Source organism: Olleya aquimaris, assembly GCF_003259525.1.
In the GTDB taxonomy this organism is placed as follows: Bacteria; Bacteroidota; Bacteroidia; order Flavobacteriales; family Flavobacteriaceae; genus Olleya; species Olleya aquimaris.
Genome location: NZ_QLLO01000001.1, coordinates 24,390 through 41,372, shown reverse-complemented (window position 1 = coordinate 41,372; position 16,983 = coordinate 24,390). Strand labels below are relative to the sequence as shown.

The following is a 16,983-nucleotide window of genomic DNA, read 5'->3' as shown; positions in this document are numbered from 1 at the left end:
TTAGCGTATTTGGTTGAAGTAGAGTTAAAAAAGACATTAATTTTTTCCTAAAAATTAGGCATAAAAAAAACCGATTTTAAATTTAAAATCGGTTTTAATGATAATTTAAAAATTTAGATTACTTTTTTAAAGCATCTCTAATTTCCATTAATAATTGGTTATCTGTTGGTCCAGCTGGTGGTGCATCTGGAGCTGGTTTTTTAGTTTTATTATAAGCTTTAACAATGATGAACATTACTAATCCAACAATAATTAAATTTACTATTGAATTAATCCAGCTTCCATAAGCTATTACAGCTCCTCCTGCTTCTTGTGCTGCTGCTAAAGTTTCGTATTCTTTTCCATCCATTGCAATATGAAGGTCTCCAAAATTCATTCCTCCTGCAAAATATCCTACAAATGGCATTGCTATGTTGTTTACAAAACCATTAATTACTTGGCCTAATGCTCCAGCCATAATTACAGCAACTGCGAATTCAATCACATTTCCTGTCATAATAAAATCCTTAAATTCTTTAAGCATAATGTTAAATTTTAATGTTAGTTAATATTAATTATGCTGAATTTAGTTAAAATTTTAACACAAAAAAGAATTACGATGGTGACTGAATAACAAATTATCGACGAAATACACGTTTTACACGTTGAGATATAGCTGTAAGTAATTCGTAGGAGATAGAATTGACATTTTCTGCTAAAGTTTCGGCAGTATGATTTTGGTCAAAAACAATAACTTCATCTCCTTCTTGACAATTAATATTGGTCACATCTACCATAATCATGTCCATACAGACATTTCCTAAAATACTGGCTTTTTGATTGTTAATGGTTACAAATCCGTTTCCATTACCATATTGACGCTTAATACCATCTGCATGACCAATAGGTAAAGTTGCTGTTTTTGTTTCTTGCGTTGCTATAAACCCTCTATTATATCCTAAGCTTTCTCCTTTTTTAATTGTGTGTATTTGAGAAATAATAGTTTTTAAAGACGCTATAGGTTTTAAATATTGATTAACCTTTGGATCATTACCAAAACCATATAAACCAATACCGCTTCTAACCATATCAAAATGGGCTTCTGGGTAGTTGATAATTCCAGACGTATTACATAAATGAAGAAATGGTTGATAATTTAGTGCTTTGTAAATTTTTTTATAACTATTTGTAAAGTGTTCAATTTGTTTTAAAGTGAAGTCTGTATCTATTAATTCTTCACTTTCAGCTAAATGCGAAAATAAAGAACGCACTTTTATACTTTCAGTTTTACTTAAACGATCAATTATTTGCGAAATATTTTCTTCAGCAAATCCTAACCTATTTAAGCCTGTGTTAAACTTTAAATGAATAGGATAGTTACTCTGCTTATGTTGTTCAGCGCAAGCGATAAATAAATCCAAAACTCGGTGCGAATATAAACTAGGTTCTAAGCAACGCTCAATTATAGTATCAAAACTATTGGGTTGCGGATGTAACACTAAAATAGGTGTTGTGATTCCTGCATTGCGTAAAGCAACACCTTCATAGGTGTAAGCTACTGCAAAATAATTAACGTTTAAATCTTGAAGATATTTAGCCACTTCGATAGCATCACTACCATAAGCAAACGCTTTTACAACTGCTAAAAATTTAGTGTTTGTAGACAGTTTAGATTTTAAAAACTCAAAGTTATGTTGTAGTGCTTTTAAATCTATTTCTAAAATAGTTTCTTGTGCCTTAGCCATTAGATGTTTTGGATTTTGCGTCTAATTCTTCGGCATCATTCACTTTCATGTGTCTTATTTTCTCACGCATAGTAGCTTTGTAATAAGCAGCACGACTTAGTGGTTCGTACTCTTCTGTTTCACCTAATAATACTAAGCTATCACTTTTAGATTTTCTAAAACTGTATTGCGCTAAGTTTCCTGTTCTGGTGCAAACAGCGTGTACTTTAGTAACATATTCTGCAGTTGCCATTAAATTAGGCATTGGTCCAAAAGGATTACCTTTAAAATCCATATCTAATCCAGCAACAATAACGCGAATACCTTTATTGGCTAAGTCGTTACAGACTCTAACAATCTCATCGTCAAAAAACTGTGCTTCATCAATACCAACCACATCACAACCATCTGCTAAAATTGGAATATTTGCAGCAGCAGGAACAGGTGTAGATCTAATTTCGTTGGCGTCATGAGACACGACTTTTTCATCATCATAACGCACGTCAATTGCAGGTTTAAAGATTTCTACTTTTTGTTTTGCAAATTGCGCACGCTTTAATCGTCGGATTAATTCTTCTGTTTTACCAGAAAACATCGATCCGCAGATGACTTCAATCCATCCAAATTGTTCTTTTTGATTTACTGTATTTTCAAGAAACATTTCGTAAATTTAGCACTAAAACGTAATGTGTTTACGTTTTGTATAAAGGTGGCTCAAATTTATTAAAAATCAAAAGGGTAACTTGCAATAAATTCAAAATAATTATAAAAAAATAAATCCATGAAGAAGAAATTAGAATCAGAATTAATGAGTATTGCGCACAGGATTCTAAAATTAGGCGGTAAAGATGATGTTAATAAAATGCATGCAGAGGTTGCTGCATTATATGAAAAATTGACGGTTTTAAAATTTGCTAACGATAATTTTGAAAGCGACCTACCAACTATTGGAAACGACTCGTCATTTTTTGAGATGTTGGACTCGGCATTTAATAATAAAGTTAGTGACAATATTGAAGTTGATAATAAAACCTATATTAATTTAGATGATGTTGAAGATGATGATATCATGGAGCCTGTAATGGAAAAAATTAAAGATATGGTTGCGCAAATGCCTAACGAAACCCACCAAGTAGATGCTTTAATTGAAGAGGTAATCCCTAAAACAGAGTACCATAAAAACGATTTAGAAGAAATTACCGCTGGATTTGAAGAAACACCAATTTTTGAACCAGTCATTAAGTCTGAAAACAATGAAAAAAAGTCGTTAAACGATAAACTAAAATTAGGCTTAACTATTGGTCTTAACGATAAATTAGCATTCATCAAGCACTTGTTTGATGGTAAAAATGAAGATTATGATCGTGTATTATCTCAATTAAACACCACAACATCTTTAGCTGAAGCAACAAACCTAATTAGAAATGTGGTTAAACCAGATTATAATAATTGGGATGGAAAAGAAGATTATGAAGCAAGATTTATGGAAATTATTGAAGCTAAATTTGATTAGTAATTTAAATACACATAACCAACAAATGGTTGTTTAATACTATTTATAGTCAACACATAATAATACGTACCAACTGGTAACACTTTGCTCTGGTTTATTGGTCCTTGATTTGGTATGCCATTCCAATCATTAATATAATTATTGCTTAGGTAAACTAAAGTCCCGTTTCTATTATAAATTTTTAGAATATTTTCTGGATAATCTTCTATACATGGGATAACAAAAGTGTCGTTTACAGCATCATTACCTGGTGAAAAACCGCTTGGGATTTGTAAACACCCATCAACAGTAACCTCTGCATAATCTTCGTTATTAGTATCATCACGATCCACTTCTAAGACACTGTTTAAACTTGCAACATTTAATAAATTATTTGATGAAATAACTTGAGCAGTTATGTGTAATGTTTCAGATTGATTTGGTAATAAGTTTGGTAAACTCCATAACGAAGTTAATATATCATAAGTCCCATAACTAGTTACTTCAGAAATAAATTGGTACCCAATTGGTAAATTTTCTAAAATAGAAATATTTGTTGCTTCTGTTGTACCAGCATTAGTTGTAATGACAGTAAAAACCACAAGATTTCCAATTGAGGCTTCGGTTGGTGTAACCGATTTTAAAACTTCTATGTCAACATTAGAGGTGTCTTCTAATACTTCTAAGGTAGCACTTGCTTGGGAGCTGTCAATATTATTTTGGTCTGTAAAATTTGTAGCGTTGTTTAAATAATCACCAACTACTGAAGAAGTAACGTTAACAGAAAACGTACAACTGTCTACTCCATTTGGAATGGTTAGATCAGTTACACCAATAGTTGTTCCACCAATTGTACTTGTAAAAATAGCTGTACATCCATTAGCATTTACCCAACTTATTGGACCTGAAACAGTCACTCCTGTTGGTAAATTATCTGTAAAACTTATATTAGATTGAGCCGGATTACCTGCAAGATTATAAACGGTAAACTCTAATATGCTTTGTTGTCCAACAATAATTTGATTAGGAGTAAACGATTTTTCTATTTCTGGTGCTATAACTTGAACATTACTAATGGATATATTGGTTTCAGGAGTTATTTCATAAAAATCATTTGGCTCCGGAGTTGCTTCTGCGGAATTAGTAAAAGCACCACCAAAGTTAGGAGCCATCACAGGAATGGTTATTTGTAATGTAGATTCTGCAGTCATACTTGGTATTACACCTGTAATGGTATTACCGCTTACACTAAAACTAGAGATACAAGTTGCACTACCATTTGTTACAGCGCAAGTAGGAGTACCATTAATATTATATTGAGAGCCTAATGTATTTTCAAAAAAGATATTAAAAGTTTCAGTACTAATATCGCTATTAGTAATATCAATATACCAATTAAATGTTTCTGAAACACCAACTGAAGTAAACTCTGGATATGTTTGGACTATTAAGTCTATACAAGGTGCTAAATAAGAAATAGATGAAGCTTCATTATCAGTTAAATCTGCTTCTTCAAAATTACTTAGATTATTAATCTTTACATTGTTTTGTACAGGTATTGAAGCAATACTACATTCTGGCTGCCAATCGATTACAACGTGATAAGTAATAGAGCTATCCGCTGGTAAGAAAAAATTTTCAGCAGGCGTAATTTCCCAAAAAACATCTTGTTGTCCAACTTCAGGTATTCCATCTTGTAAGACTCCAATATTAGCATTTATAATATCATAGCATTCTGCATTTCCTGTAGTTGCGACACAATCAACACTTACTAAAGTTCCTAGAGTTTGTGTGGACAGAAAATCAATTATCTCTACATTAACAGCTAATTCTCCACTATTAGTTGCTATAATTTCGTAGGTTATTTCTCCCCAAGCAGCAGTATTATTTGTACCAGAACCAATAGGAAACACAGGATCAATTTGTGTTTTAGTTATTGAAAGCTGAGTGCCATTTCCTCCATCTCCATCAGTATCATCACATAATGGTAATGAAGGTAGTAAAGTTTGATCAAAATCAAAATCATTTATCTCAATAGGGTCAACAAGTAAATTATCTAATAAATTTACATTACTTGCATAAAGTGCATTGATATTTTCAGGCACAACAGAACAGCCATCAGGTAAAGGATAATTTAAAACTGTTGTAATAGTAATAGTTGTTCCTGCTGGTAGAAAAAACTCATTACTTTCCCAAAATTGACCTTGATTTGTAATAGTAAAATCACTACAAGACACACTTCCATTAGTACCATCACAAGTTATTGAGGTTATATCCCAAGGTATAGGTGATAGATTTAATAAGAAGAAGCGCATATAGGCTTCTTCAGGTCCCATATTACAAATGGTAGTTTCTAAAGTAACGTTTTCAAACCAATCTACTACTTGAGATGTATTTGGGTTAATTTGTATTGTACTAATACACAAATCTGCAAAACCACATATTTCTCCAAAAGGTAATGGGTTTGTAATGTCATTGGATAAATTTGAAGATTGATTTATAAAAAAAGGAGTGAAACTTAATTCTATTAAACTAGTCAATTCTAGTGGATTTGATTCTGTTCCACATTCTGGTTCTTGATACAAAACCTCCATTTCAAAAGTTAGAGAACCACCTACACTAAACTCGATTTCTGAATTAAAACTAAATAAATCAGCTGTAGAAGACACACTAACAGGTGTACCTAAAACTCCTGAAACGTCAGGACAAGTCATTCCGTTTGTGGCTCCAATACATTGTAAACTATTTAGCTTTACAACAGGAACACCATTTAGTACACTAAGATTGTTATAAAACTGACTTTTAAACCCTTGTAAAGGAAAAACAACATTAGTGTTATTTGTAATGGTAAATTGATAGGTTATGGTTTGATTCCAATCCGTAATAGAATTTCCTGGTGTAGGTGATATTTGGTTATAAACGACCGAGAAATTAACAGGAAACTCTACAACGTTAAATGATATAATAGAAATGTTATTTTCAGTATTAGTATCAACTATTCCATTAGGTTCTGTAATGGATACAGTTGTAGCAATTCCACCAGGAATTAAAGGAGCTCTTACTATAACTTTAACTTGTACATTACTATTTGAAGGTAGGTTTGCAACTGTACCATTTATTGTATTACCACTAATAGTTAATGCAGTTACTAAACTTGCTCCTCCAGTTGGATTAAGACTTGTAACATTTTCAATAGTTAAATTAGGATCTAATGTCTGAGAAAATGTTGCGTTATTTACAGCATCACCAGAATTAAAAATAGTTACTAGATATTGATAATCTTCATAAATATTGACTTGTGAGATTGGATTACCAGATAAATTTTGCGCTTCTACTACTATTGATAAATCTGTAGTTTGTGCATGACTTACGAGAATAGAAAAACACAAAAAGATTAGATATAGCGATTTTTTCATAGTTGGTTAGTTTCTTAGTAGATGTCTAAATAAGTAAAAGGTTGCGCTAACTATCTTAAAAAGATTGTAAATTTGAATTACAAGCAAAAATATAATGAGCAAACTTTATATCGTTCCTACACCTATAGGAAACCTTAAAGACATGACTTTTAGAGCAATAGAAGTTTTAAAAGACGTTGACTTAATTTTAGCAGAAGACACAAGGACTTCAGGAAAATTATTAAAACATTATGAGATTGGCATACCAATGCAAAGCCACCATATGCACAACGAGCATAAAACGGTAGACAGCTTGATCCAAAAACTAAAAGCAGGAACAACTATAGCTTTAATTAGTGATGCTGGTACACCTGCCATTTCTGACCCTGGATTTTTACTAACCAGAGCGTGTATAGAACACAATATAGAAGTCGATTGTCTTCCTGGTGCAACCGCTTTTGTACCTGCATTAGTCAATAGTGGTTTTCCTAATGATAAATTTATTTTTGAAGGTTTTTTACCAGTAAAAAAAGGACGTCAAACCAGATTAAAACTATTAGCTGAAGAAACTAGGACGATTATATTTTATGAAAGTCCGCATAAACTTATTAAAACACTCACTCAATTTTGCGAGTATTTTGGAGAAGACAGACCAGTGTCTGTATCTAGAGAATTAACAAAATTATATGAAGAAACCATACGTGGTACAGCAAAAGAAGTATTAGAACATTACACAAACAAACCACCAAAAGGAGAGATTGTGATTTGTGTTGGAGGTAAATTTAAATAAAAAAACCTTACTATCTCTAGTAAGGTTTTGTTCTATATTTTACAACAGTAAGTATTGCAAACTAAGACTTTTTTACTGCAAACTATTTACACATGCTTCCCAACCTCAAAACCATGTTTTCCTAAATATTGGTTTCCGCTTTCAATAGCATCTTCTTCAAGGGTAGTTCCCATTGAATCGTTCCATCTATTTAAATAGCCAAATAACGAAATTACACCCAACATTTCTACAATTTCGCCTTCATCCCAATGCTCGTGTAAGCGTTTTTTAATAACACCATCTACTTGATTAGGTACTTGACTAGCAGCCAAACTAAAATCTAAAGCAGCACGTTCTGCTTCATTAAAAGCGGGATGTGTGCGGTACTCCCAAATATTATCTAATTGTTCTTGTTCTGCACCATAACGTTCTGCAGCTCTTATAGCATGAGCTTGACAGTATCTACAACCAGTAGCATTACTACTTACCCAAGCAATCATGCGTTTTAAAGCAGAGGTCACGCGTCCTTCATTTGCCATAACCGCTTTATTTAAATTTATAAACGCTTTACTAATAGCAGGTCTGCGTTGCATGGTTAATACCGAGTTTGGGCAAAATCCAAGAGTTTCATTAAAAAAATCGGCTAATTCTTTGGTTTCTAAATCGTGTTCTGCTGGTAAAGGAGTTACTAATGGCATGGTTTTTTTGAATTTTAAGTAGTATTTTTGATTGATATCAATAAACGAAAAATAATTTAATTATGACTCATAAAATAACAACCAATTGGAAAGGAAACATGCTGTTTGATTCTGATAACCCTAGTGGTCACCATGTATTAATGGATACTGATGTAGAAGGACAACTTAGGGAAGGTTTATCTCCTAAAGCCTTAATGTTATCGTCACTTGCAGGTTGTACGGGTTTGGATGTAGTGTCTATTTTAGAAAAAATGAAAGTAGTTGTAGATGACTTTAAAATGGAAGTAGAAGGTTTATTAACAGATGAGCATCCAAAAACCTACCATACAGTAACTCTTGATTATCACTTTACAGGAAAAGATTTAAACAAAGAAAAAATAAATCGAGCAGTACAATTATCTATTGAAAAGTATTGCGGAGTCATGGACATGTTTAGGCAATTTGCCGAAGTAAAAACTAATATTCATTTTCATAATGTTTAGATTTTACTAAGCCAACTTTTTATACTTTCAACATTAAAACTTTTTAACTAACTAAATGCGCTGGACATTAAAACCAAAACCTAATCCTGAAACTGTAAATGCATTAGCCAATAGCTTACAAGTAGATCCATCTATAGCGTCACTTTTAGTGCAACGTGGCATCGAAACGTTTGAAGAGGCTAAAACCTTTTTTAGACCAAGTTTAGAAGACCTTCATAATCCTTATCTAATGAAAGATATGGACAAAGCTGTTGCTAGAATTCTACAAGCAATAAAGTCTAATGAAAATATATTAGTGTATGGCGATTATGATGTAGATGGTACCACTTCGGTTGCATTAATGTCTTCTTATTTAAAGACTAAAACACCTCAAGTAGCCACATATATTCCAGATAGATATGATGAAGGTTATGGGATTTCATACAAAGGTATTGACTTTGCAGAAGACAATGGTTTTAGTTTAATAATTGCATTAGACTGTGGTATAAAAGCAATAGATAAAGTCGCTTACGCGGAAAAAAAGGGAATTGATTTTATTATTTGTGACCACCACAGACCAGGAAACGAAGTCCCAAATGCAGTTGCAGTTTTAGACCCAAAACAAGACGATTGTAACTATCCATATAAAGAATTATGCGGTTGTGGTGTTGGGTTTAAACTTATTCAAGCTCTTGCTGAACAATCAGGCGAAACTATAGACGATTTAATACCATATTTAGATTTAGTAGCAACAGCAATTGGAGCAGATATTGTACCAATAACTGGTGAAAACCGAGTGTTAGCCTACTTTGGATTACAAGTCGTTAATCAAAACCCAAGAGCTGGTTTTAAAGCTATAATTAATCAGATTAAAAAAGACACACTAACTATTACGGATGTGGTTTTTATTATTGCACCTCGTATTAATGCAGCTGGACGCATGAAACATGGTCAATATGCAGTGGATTTACTTACCGAAACGGACTTGCAAACTGCAGTAAAATATGCTCAAGAAATTGAAGAGTTTAATACAGACAGACGCGAAGCCGATAAAAACATCACTATTGAAGCTTTAGAGCAAATTCAAAAGAACAAAGAAGAAGATAGGCTTACAACCGTTGTATATCAAGATAATTGGCATAAAGGTGTTATTGGTATTGTAGCATCTAGATTAATTGAAACCCATTACAGGCCAACTTTAGTGTTTACAAAAAGTGGAGACAAATTAGCAGCATCTGCTAGATCGGTTTCTGGATTTGATGTCTATAATGCTTTAGAAGCGTGTGCGGAACATATCGAGCAGTTTGGAGGACATAAATACGCTGCTGGATTAACCCTTAAAGAAGAAAATTACGACGCCTTTAAACAAGCGTTTGAAGATGAAGTTAGTAAAACTATTGACAAAAGTTTATTGACGCCAGAAATTAAGATAGACACAACGTTAGATTTGGATACTATTAACGATAAGTTTTGGCGTATTATAAGTCAGTTTGCACCTTTTGGACCAGGTAATATGACGCCTATATTTATGACCGAAAATCTAAAAGATACAGGTTATGGAAAATGTGTAGGAGAAGATGACAAACACCTTAGATTTACTGCTACTAATGGACGACAAAAATTAGTGTGTATTGGTTTTAATTTAGGCGATAAGCTAAATTTGATAAAAGATAATAAACCGTTTAGAGCTGTGTATTCTATAGATGAAAACCACTGGAATGGTAATGTGTCGCTTCAACTTAAAATAAGAGATTTAAAAGCCTAATATGCAAAAAAACGACCCATACGCTGCGCTTAGGATTAAAGAATTCAACATATTTTTATTATTGCGTTTTGCTTTAGTATTTGGTTGGTCTATGCAATTTATTGTCATCGAATGGCAAGTGTATACACTTACCAAAGAACCCATATACCTGGGTTTAATAGGTTTAATGGAAATTATTCCTGCCTTCACTATGGCGTTGTTTGCAGGACATATTGTCGATCAAAAAGAAAAACGAAATCTACTAGCCTTATGCATTGCTGCTTTTTCGTTAATTAGTTTAGGTTTGTTTTTACTGACTTGGGATAAAGTAGTAGGAGACTGGTCTACACAGTCTATTTTGTATGGTATATACGCATTAGTATTTTTTGGAGGGTTTTTACGATCGTTTTTTGGACCGACTATTTTCTCGTTAATCGCGCTAATAGTTCCTAAAAAAATATATCCAAATGCAGCAACTTGGAGTAGTAGTACTTGGAAAGCAGCAACAGTTTTAGGTGCACTATTTGGAGGATTTTTAATCGATTGGATTGGTGTAGCTATGACCTTGTGTACCGTATTTATTTTAGTCGCACTATCTTTTATTATCACCTTTCAAATTCAGAAAAAACCAATTTTAAATCCAAATATTGGCGAGTCTGTAAAAGAGAGTTTAAAAGTTGGACTCAAATTTGTGTTTAGTGATAAAGCAATTTTAGGGGCTTTATCTTTAGATATGATTGCAGTTTTATTTGGAGGTGCAGTAGCATTACTCTCGGTTTTTGCCCAAGATATTCTACATGTTGGATCTAAAGGATTTGGTATTTTAAATGCCTCTATTTCTATTGGAAGTATCTTAACCATGTTTATTACAACCTACCTTCCAGTTAGTAAAAATGCAGGAAAAAAGTTATTAATTTCAATCTTTGGATTTGGAGTATGTATCATCATTTTTGGGATGTCAAAATTATTTTGGTTAAGTGTTGTAGCCTTGTTCTTTTCTGGTGTAACAGATGGTGTGTCTATGGTAATCCGTCAAACGATTTTACAACTAAAAACACCAGACCACATGCGTGGACGTGTAGCCTCTGTAAATAGTATGTTTGTAGGATCTTCTAACGAGCTTGGTGCTTTTGAAAGTGGTGTAGCTGCTAAATACTTAGGTGGAGCTGCAAGAGCAGTTATTTTTGGAGGTATTATGACTTTGCTAACTGTAGTAGCTATTGGAACTAAAAATAAAACCTTAAGAAATCTGGATTTAACTAAAGATATTGAGGAGCACGAAAGTGAAACTAATTAATCTATTATATTTGTAAAGTCTTAAACTTCAATTAAAATGAAAAAAATTCTAATCGCTATATTAGTCGTAATTGTATTGATATTTTCTTACAACCAATATAAAGAATTCCAGCGTTTTCATCCAAAACATGCTAATTATAAAATTAGTGAATCCATAGATTTAAACTACCATAATCAAGAAATGGTTTACAACTATAATGAAGCGGTTGAGCAACTAAATAGCTATGCAACTATGCAATGGAGCGCTAATGAAATAGATGTTAAAAGCCCAGAAAGTGATGATGCAGAAACCACTTTGGCAGTTAATACATATGCTAAAAAGTTAGCAAAAGTGAAGTTTTACGAAACTAAATTAGAACAGTCTAAACAATTAAAAGATAAAGGATATACTAACGCAGATATTCAGAATTTTGAACAGATAGGATTAACAGTAGAAGCTTACAATACTCATGTAAATAACGAAAAATTTAAAAACAGATTACTAAACGCACTTCCTAAAACCAATTTAAGAACAGGTGAAAGAAGCCCTTTTGTTTTTGAAATACAAAAGCTATTGGTTAAAAAAGGATATGATATACCTGTAGATGGTGTTTACATGACCATTACTGCTAATGCTATTAAGGACTTTGAAGCTAAAAATAATTTATTTGCAGATGGTAATATAGATGAGGTTACTTTAGAAGCTTTGTTGGATTAATACTCTTTCAACTCCATAGTGTTTCCATCAAAAACACCATAAGTAAAATACTGGATCCAATCGCCAAGATTGATGTATTTAGAATTATTTCCTAAATCTATATTAAGTGGTAAATGTCTGTGTCCAAACACAAAATAATCACGATGTTTGGTTTCTAGTTTACGCTTGCAGTATTGTACTAACCATTCTTTATCTTCTCCTAAGAATTTAGCGTCTTCATCACCAGAAATCATTTTATTTTTTACAGACAGATAATTACCTAATCGCATGCCAAAATCTGGATGCAATAACCGTTGAAACAACCATTTTGCAACTGGATTGGTAAACAGTTTTTTCATGCGCTTATATCCTTTGTCATGTGGTCCTAAACCGTCTCCATGACCAATAAAAAAGGTTTTATTATTAAAGGTGAATTCTTGTGGTTTATGGTACACTGGGATATTAAGCTCTTCTTCAAAATAACCATTCATCCATAAATCATGATTACCTACAAAGTAGTAAATTGGGATTCCAGAGTCACTAATTTCTGCTAACTTCCCTAACGTTCTGGTAAACCCTTTTGGGATGACTCTGCGGTATTCCATCCAAAAGTCAAATAAATCGCCCAATAAAAAAATAGCAGCAGCATCATCTTTAATCATGTCCAACCAAGCGACAAACTTTTTTTCTCGAGGAAGTGAGTCTGTTTTTGTTGGCGCACCCAGATGATTGTCTGAGGCGAAGTATATTTTTTTTCCTTCTGGAATTTGCATGTTGTAAATATAATTAATTCCTGTGAATGCTATTGGTTAGCTGGTGCGTGCGTTAGCGATTAAAACGACATCCTTTTTTGTGCGCGCTTATGCGCAAAAAAGATATAGTGTAAAGCGCGACCCTTGTGGTAACGCCCAAATTATTTACTGGTTATCGCTTGCATACCATTGTGCGTAACTGGTTGCAGTTTCGGATAGTTTTAACGAGTGTAGTTTTATACTGTTGGGTAACCTGTTTTTTATTTTTTCTGCAAAATCAATCACCATCATTTCACTGGTTGGTTGATAATCTACTAGTAGCACATTGTGACCTCTTTCTTCAAGCTCTTTAGCAAGCTCTACGTGTGGTGTGTTTTTGTTAAAAACAGTTGCATGGTCAAAGACATTTACAATCTCTTCTTTGACAATTTTTTTAAGATCGGAAAAATCTATAACCATCCCAAACTTAACATTTGTAGTGTCCGAAATAGGCTTACCAATAACAGTTACATCTAATTTGTAGCTGTGTCCATGGACGTTTTTACATTTTCCGTCATAGCCATATAGTGCGTGACCAGTCTCAAAAGTAAATTGTTTTGTAATGCGTATGTTGCTCATTAACCAAATATTTATTGCACAAAGATATTGATTTTGTAAAAGCGAATGGATATTAGATTACATTTGCGCACTCTTTAAATTATAGATATGGTATGAGCCAGCTTTTTGAAGCGTTAGATTTTGTTGAAAATCCGCTTTATGAGCGTATTATTTCTGAGATTGCTACGCAAAAATATAGTGTTGTAAATGATTTTTTTACAGAAGATGAGGTTGCTGTTTTACGTGAATCTTTAATACAGAAACATGAAGAAGATGCATTTAAAAAAGCAGCAATTGGCAATAAGTTTGATGAAACCATTGTAAAATCTATAAGAGGTGATATTATTTTATGGATTGATGAAACTACAGCAAATTCTGCCGAACTTTTATTTTTTGATAAAATAAATAACCTAATTAGCTATTTAAATACTACCTGTTTTTTAGGAATATTATATAAAGAGTTTCATTATGCGTTGTACCCTAAGGGTACTTTTTATAAACGACATCTAGACACGTTTAAAAACGATGACAGACGTAAACTATCTTTTGTTTGTTATTTAAATCATGAAGATTGGCAACCTGAAAATGGTGGCGAATTGGTATTGTATTTAAATTCAAACGGTCAAGAGACAGAACAAGTTATCTATCCTTTTCCTGGTCGTGTAGTAATTTTTGAAAGCCAAGTTTTAGAACACGAGGTTAAGCCTGTAGAAACTAAGCGTTTAAGCATTACGGGTTGGTTAAAAACACGATAGTTAGCGTCTTTTATTGCGGTTATAAAAGTAGATGACAATTAAAACTACTGCTAGTATTAGAAAAATTCTGTTTCCCATGATATTGTGTTTAGATTAAAGATCTGAATTTCTGTTTTTGTTATATCTGTAAAGTAAATAGGCTAATACTACAAGTACCATTAAAGGTAAATAAGAGCCTATCAATATGCCAATTTCATAACCACTATCCTCTGGAGCATTCTTTATTTTTTCTTCAATATTTACTTGTAAGATACTTAGAAGCATAGTTGGTTAATTTAAAGTAAAGTTAATGGTTTTGCGCTAGTGGCAAAAATTGTTTTCTAAATTTAATAATTAACGGAAAACCTCTAGCGACAATCCACAAAGTAAATGCAATAAAAATTCCTGTGAGCTTTAAATGGTAATAATCTGCCAAAAATAAAGCAGGTAAAAACACTAAAAAGGTAGACAGTAAAAGTAGATTGCGTAAGTCTTTCATTTTACCAAGTCCTTTAAACATACCATCAAAAATAAATGCTAATGCACACAACGGTTGCATGGCTAAGACTATCCAAAACACTTCATAAAAGGCTTGTAATACTTCAGGTTCTTGAGTAAAGATTCTTCCAATTGGATAATATAATATAGCTCCAATAACCGCAACCACGCAACCTAATAGAATACCTATTTTAATTAATCTTGTACTTAGTTGCAATAATGTTTTGTAGTTTTTCTCGCCAAATAACTTACCAGATAGGATATTACCTGCACTAGCATAACCATCTATAATAAATGCACCTAAAAACCATAAATTTATAGCAATAGTGTATGCTGCAATGTAATTTTTACCATAACCTGTCGCATATTTTGTGGCAAAATATAGTGTAATATTTAAGGCTAAAGTCCTAATAAAAAGATTTAAAATCATTAAAACAAAGTTGCTAATTTGTGCATTAAAAGGAAATTTAAGTCGTAACGGAATAGAGGTTTTAGTTAGCAGTAAATAACCAGATAATACAGCCATAAATATTTGAGCAATAACACTAGCATAAGCAGCACCTTGTATGTGCATAGGGTCTATAAAACCAGTAATACCATATACTAAAGCAAAGTCTAAGACCACATTTAATAAAGCCCCTAAAATGGCTATTACCATAGGGTAAAACGTGTTTTGTAATCCTCTAAAGGTACCAAAAACAGCAATGACAAATAAGGTAAACGGAAAACCAAACACCCTAATTTTATAATAGTCTACACTATATTCTAATATTAAATTTGAAGCGTTATACAATTTAAAGATTTGCGAGGCAAATGGATAAGTGGATGCAATAATAATTAGGCTTAATGATGTAATTAAAAAGATGGCTTGAGCCGGTAATTCTCTTACCTTATCTAATTTATTAGCGCCTAAATGCTGAGAGATGATAGAAGAAATAGCACTTCTAGTTTGGCCTAAAACCCATATTAACATGGACAAAAACGTAGTTACAATTCCTATAGCAGCTAAAGATTCTGTTGGATTTAATTCTACATTTCCTACCACAGCAGCATCAGTTAAAGACAAAATAGGCTCTGAAATACCTGAAATTAATGCAGGAATAGCTAATCTGTTTATATTTTTGAAACTGATGGGATTATTCAAAACAATTATAATGGTATTGCTAAGGTCATAAAAATTACTGCTAAATTACTGAATAAAAATCTGTATTTTTGTTTCTTAAATATAATTACTATGAAATCTATTTTAGTACCTGTTGGATCCTCAAAAAATGCACAAAGTCACTTACAATATGCTGTAGATTTTGCTCAAGCTTTTGGCGCTAAATTATATGTGGTACAAGTTTACAATGTGTACACTAAATCTGGAACCATGATTAAAATAGACCATATTTTAGAACGCGAAAGTTTAGAGTTTTTAAACAATCATATCGCAAAAGTAGACACTAAAAATGTAGAAGTAATAGTAAAAACTTTTAAAGGCAAATTAGTTGATACCTTAGAGTTAGTTTGTAAAACTTTAGAAATTGATTTGATATTGGTAGAACCTAGGACTAATTCTATAAAAGATGAAGTTTATTTAGGTAAAACCTCTGGGAAAATTGTAAAACAAACTAACATACCAGCTTTAATTGTACCAGAAAATTTTACATACAAACCAATTAATTCAATTTTAATGGCAGTTAAATCTGCAATTATCAATAAAGAAAACGCATTAAAACCTTTAAAAGATATTAAAGATCAATATAAAGCTAAGTTGGATTTGTTGTTAGTTAAAACACCATTTCATAATAGTAATGATTTTAATATTAATGAAGAGCTTAAAACCATTGTGTCTTCTGTTGAAGAAACAGAGAATGCCACAACTTTTCAGGGAGTTTTAGAACATTATAAAACTTACAATCCTGATTTACTTTGTGTAGTTAGACGTAAACGAGGTTTTTTTGCTAAGATGTGGGAAAAAAACAGCATCTTAAAAAAAGATTTCTATGTGTCGACGCTACCAGTGTTGGTACTTAGTGGTTTAAAATAAAACTAAAAAATATTTCTTCCTTTTAATCCGGTTAACGAGTCTTTTTAGCGAGAACATTTAAATAGCTTCAAAATTTTATATCTTATTAAAAAAAAGTAGTATCTTTTTACTAGTTTTATGAAAAAGAAGCTTGTAA

Annotated in this window: 17 protein-coding genes; 8 read left to right on the top strand and 9 right to left on the bottom strand. The window is 32.3% G+C overall.

The window, feature by feature from the left end:
• Positions 1-118: 118 nt before the first annotated feature.
• From mscL to LY08_RS00165, 3 genes are all read right to left on the bottom strand, one after another.
• Complete coding sequence (gene mscL / locus LY08_RS00175) at positions 119-523, bottom strand: large conductance mechanosensitive channel protein MscL (protein ID WP_111658413.1); 405 nt, start codon at positions 521-523, stop codon at positions 119-121.
• A gap of 94 nt (positions 524-617) precedes the next feature.
• Positions 618-1,724 (bottom strand): alanine racemase, encoded by a 1,107-nt coding sequence (gene alr, locus LY08_RS00170; protein ID WP_111658412.1) that lies wholly within the window; start codon positions 1,722-1,724, stop codon positions 618-620.
• Positions 1,717-2,364 (bottom strand): thymidine kinase, encoded by a 648-nt coding sequence (locus LY08_RS00165; protein WP_111658411.1) that lies wholly within the window; start codon positions 2,362-2,364, stop codon positions 1,717-1,719. Before LY08_RS00165 ends, alr begins: the two co-directional genes overlap by 8 nt.
• 120 nt (positions 2,365-2,484) lie before the next feature.
• Here LY08_RS00165 and LY08_RS00160 point away from each other — a divergent pair, with 120 nt between their 5' ends.
• Complete coding sequence (locus LY08_RS00160) at positions 2,485-3,216, top strand: hypothetical protein (protein WP_111658410.1); 732 nt, start codon at positions 2,485-2,487, stop codon at positions 3,214-3,216.
• On the opposite strand, the gene LY08_RS00155 is transcribed toward LY08_RS00160, so the two are convergent.
• Complete coding sequence (locus tag LY08_RS00155; protein WP_111658409.1) at positions 3,213-6,611, bottom strand: DUF7933 domain-containing protein; 3,399 nt, start codon at positions 6,609-6,611, stop codon at positions 3,213-3,215. The genes LY08_RS00160 and LY08_RS00155 overlap by 4 nt on opposite strands.
• A 94-nt stretch (positions 6,612-6,705) precedes the next feature.
• Here LY08_RS00155 and rsmI point away from each other — a divergent pair, with 94 nt between their 5' ends.
• Entirely contained in the window at positions 6,706-7,380 is a 675-nt protein-coding gene (gene rsmI, locus LY08_RS00150; protein ID WP_111658408.1) for a 16S rRNA (cytidine(1402)-2'-O)-methyltransferase, read from the top strand.
• An 86-nt stretch (positions 7,381-7,466) separates the two neighbouring features.
• On the opposite strand, the gene LY08_RS00145 is transcribed toward rsmI, so the two are convergent.
• Positions 7,467-8,057: a carboxymuconolactone decarboxylase family protein gene (locus tag LY08_RS00145; protein WP_111658407.1), complete on the bottom strand. Its 591-nt coding sequence runs from the start codon at positions 8,055-8,057 to the stop codon at positions 7,467-7,469.
• A gap of 62 nt (positions 8,058-8,119) precedes the next feature.
• On the opposite strand from LY08_RS00145, the gene LY08_RS00140 reads away from it, so the two are divergent.
• The 4 genes from LY08_RS00140 to LY08_RS00125 are packed head-to-tail and all read left to right on the top strand — an operon-like array spanning position 8,120 to position 12,255.
• Positions 8,120-8,539 carry an OsmC family protein gene (locus LY08_RS00140; RefSeq protein ID WP_111658406.1) on the top strand — a complete coding sequence of 140 codons (420 nt, stop codon included), beginning with the start codon at positions 8,120-8,122 and terminating at the stop codon, positions 8,537-8,539.
• A gap of 55 nt (positions 8,540-8,594) precedes the next feature.
• Complete coding sequence (recJ, locus tag LY08_RS00135) at positions 8,595-10,283, top strand: single-stranded-DNA-specific exonuclease RecJ (RefSeq protein WP_111658405.1); 1,689 nt, start codon at positions 8,595-8,597, stop codon at positions 10,281-10,283.
• Position 10,284: 1 nt separating this feature from the next.
• The gene (locus tag LY08_RS00130; protein WP_111658404.1) at positions 10,285-11,559 is read left to right on the top strand and encodes an MFS transporter; all 1,275 of its coding nucleotides are present in this window, start codon (positions 10,285-10,287) and stop codon (positions 11,557-11,559) included.
• A gap of 36 nt (positions 11,560-11,595) precedes the next feature.
• Positions 11,596-12,255 (top strand): peptidoglycan-binding domain-containing protein, encoded by a 660-nt coding sequence (locus LY08_RS00125; RefSeq protein ID WP_111658403.1) that lies wholly within the window; start codon positions 11,596-11,598, stop codon positions 12,253-12,255.
• On the opposite strand, the gene LY08_RS00120 is transcribed toward LY08_RS00125, so the two are convergent.
• Both LY08_RS00120 and LY08_RS00115 read right to left on the bottom strand, forming a co-directional pair.
• The gene (locus LY08_RS00120) at positions 12,252-13,007 is read right to left on the bottom strand and encodes a UDP-2,3-diacylglucosamine diphosphatase (RefSeq protein ID WP_111658402.1); all 756 of its coding nucleotides are present in this window, start codon (positions 13,005-13,007) and stop codon (positions 12,252-12,254) included. The genes LY08_RS00125 and LY08_RS00120 overlap by 4 nt on opposite strands.
• A gap of 144 nt (positions 13,008-13,151) precedes the next feature.
• Positions 13,152-13,604, bottom strand: coding sequence for a 6-pyruvoyl trahydropterin synthase family protein (locus tag LY08_RS00115; RefSeq protein ID WP_111658401.1), 453 nt, complete (start codon positions 13,602-13,604; stop codon positions 13,152-13,154).
• 92 nt (positions 13,605-13,696) lie between these two features.
• On the opposite strand from LY08_RS00115, the gene LY08_RS00110 reads away from it, so the two are divergent.
• A complete protein-coding gene (locus LY08_RS00110) occupies positions 13,697-14,338 on the top strand; it encodes a 2OG-Fe(II) oxygenase (protein ID WP_111658400.1) in 642 nt (213 codons plus the stop codon).
• Positions 14,339-14,431: 93 nt separating this feature from the next.
• On the opposite strand, the gene LY08_RS13535 is transcribed toward LY08_RS00110, so the two are convergent.
• Positions 14,432-14,602, bottom strand: coding sequence for a hypothetical protein (locus LY08_RS13535; RefSeq protein ID WP_170120589.1), 171 nt, complete (start codon positions 14,600-14,602; stop codon positions 14,432-14,434).
• A 22-nt stretch (positions 14,603-14,624) separates the two neighbouring features.
• Positions 14,625-15,959 (bottom strand): MATE family efflux transporter, encoded by a 1,335-nt coding sequence (locus LY08_RS00105; RefSeq protein ID WP_111658399.1) that lies wholly within the window; start codon positions 15,957-15,959, stop codon positions 14,625-14,627.
• A gap of 90 nt (positions 15,960-16,049) precedes the next feature.
• On the opposite strand from LY08_RS00105, the gene LY08_RS00100 reads away from it, so the two are divergent.
• Complete coding sequence (locus LY08_RS00100; RefSeq protein WP_111658398.1) at positions 16,050-16,847, top strand: universal stress protein; 798 nt, start codon at positions 16,050-16,052, stop codon at positions 16,845-16,847.
• Positions 16,848-16,983: the final 136 nt, after the last annotated feature.

Coding starts and splice junctions, on each gene's coding strand:
- alr (WP_111658412.1), bottom strand. CDS start 1,724: ATGGCTAAGGCACAAGAAACTATTTTAGAAATAGATTTAAAAGCACTA.
- mscL (WP_111658413.1), bottom strand. CDS start 523: ATGCTTAAAGAATTTAAGGATTTTATTATGACAGGAAATGTGATTGAA.
- LY08_RS00110 (WP_111658400.1), top strand. CDS start 13,697: ATGAGCCAGCTTTTTGAAGCGTTAGATTTTGTTGAAAATCCGCTTTAT.
- recJ (WP_111658405.1), top strand. CDS start 8,595: ATGCGCTGGACATTAAAACCAAAACCTAATCCTGAAACTGTAAATGCA.
- LY08_RS00145 (WP_111658407.1), bottom strand. CDS start 8,057: ATGCCATTAGTAACTCCTTTACCAGCAGAACACGATTTAGAAACCAAA.
- LY08_RS00125 (WP_111658403.1), top strand. CDS start 11,596: ATGAAAAAAATTCTAATCGCTATATTAGTCGTAATTGTATTGATATTT.
- LY08_RS00140 (WP_111658406.1), top strand. CDS start 8,120: ATGACTCATAAAATAACAACCAATTGGAAAGGAAACATGCTGTTTGAT.
- LY08_RS00120 (WP_111658402.1), bottom strand. CDS start 13,007: ATGCAAATTCCAGAAGGAAAAAAAATATACTTCGCCTCAGACAATCAT.
- rsmI (WP_111658408.1), top strand. CDS start 6,706: ATGAGCAAACTTTATATCGTTCCTACACCTATAGGAAACCTTAAAGAC.
- LY08_RS00155 (WP_111658409.1), bottom strand. CDS start 6,611: ATGAAAAAATCGCTATATCTAATCTTTTTGTGTTTTTCTATTCTCGTA.
- LY08_RS00165 (WP_111658411.1), bottom strand. CDS start 2,364: ATGTTTCTTGAAAATACAGTAAATCAAAAAGAACAATTTGGATGGATT.
- LY08_RS00130 (WP_111658404.1), top strand. CDS start 10,285: ATGCAAAAAAACGACCCATACGCTGCGCTTAGGATTAAAGAATTCAAC.
- LY08_RS13535 (WP_170120589.1), bottom strand. CDS start 14,602: ATGCTTCTAAGTATCTTACAAGTAAATATTGAAGAAAAAATAAAGAAT.
- LY08_RS00100 (WP_111658398.1), top strand. CDS start 16,050: ATGAAATCTATTTTAGTACCTGTTGGATCCTCAAAAAATGCACAAAGT.
- LY08_RS00160 (WP_111658410.1), top strand. CDS start 2,485: ATGAAGAAGAAATTAGAATCAGAATTAATGAGTATTGCGCACAGGATT.
- LY08_RS00115 (WP_111658401.1), bottom strand. CDS start 13,604: ATGAGCAACATACGCATTACAAAACAATTTACTTTTGAGACTGGTCAC.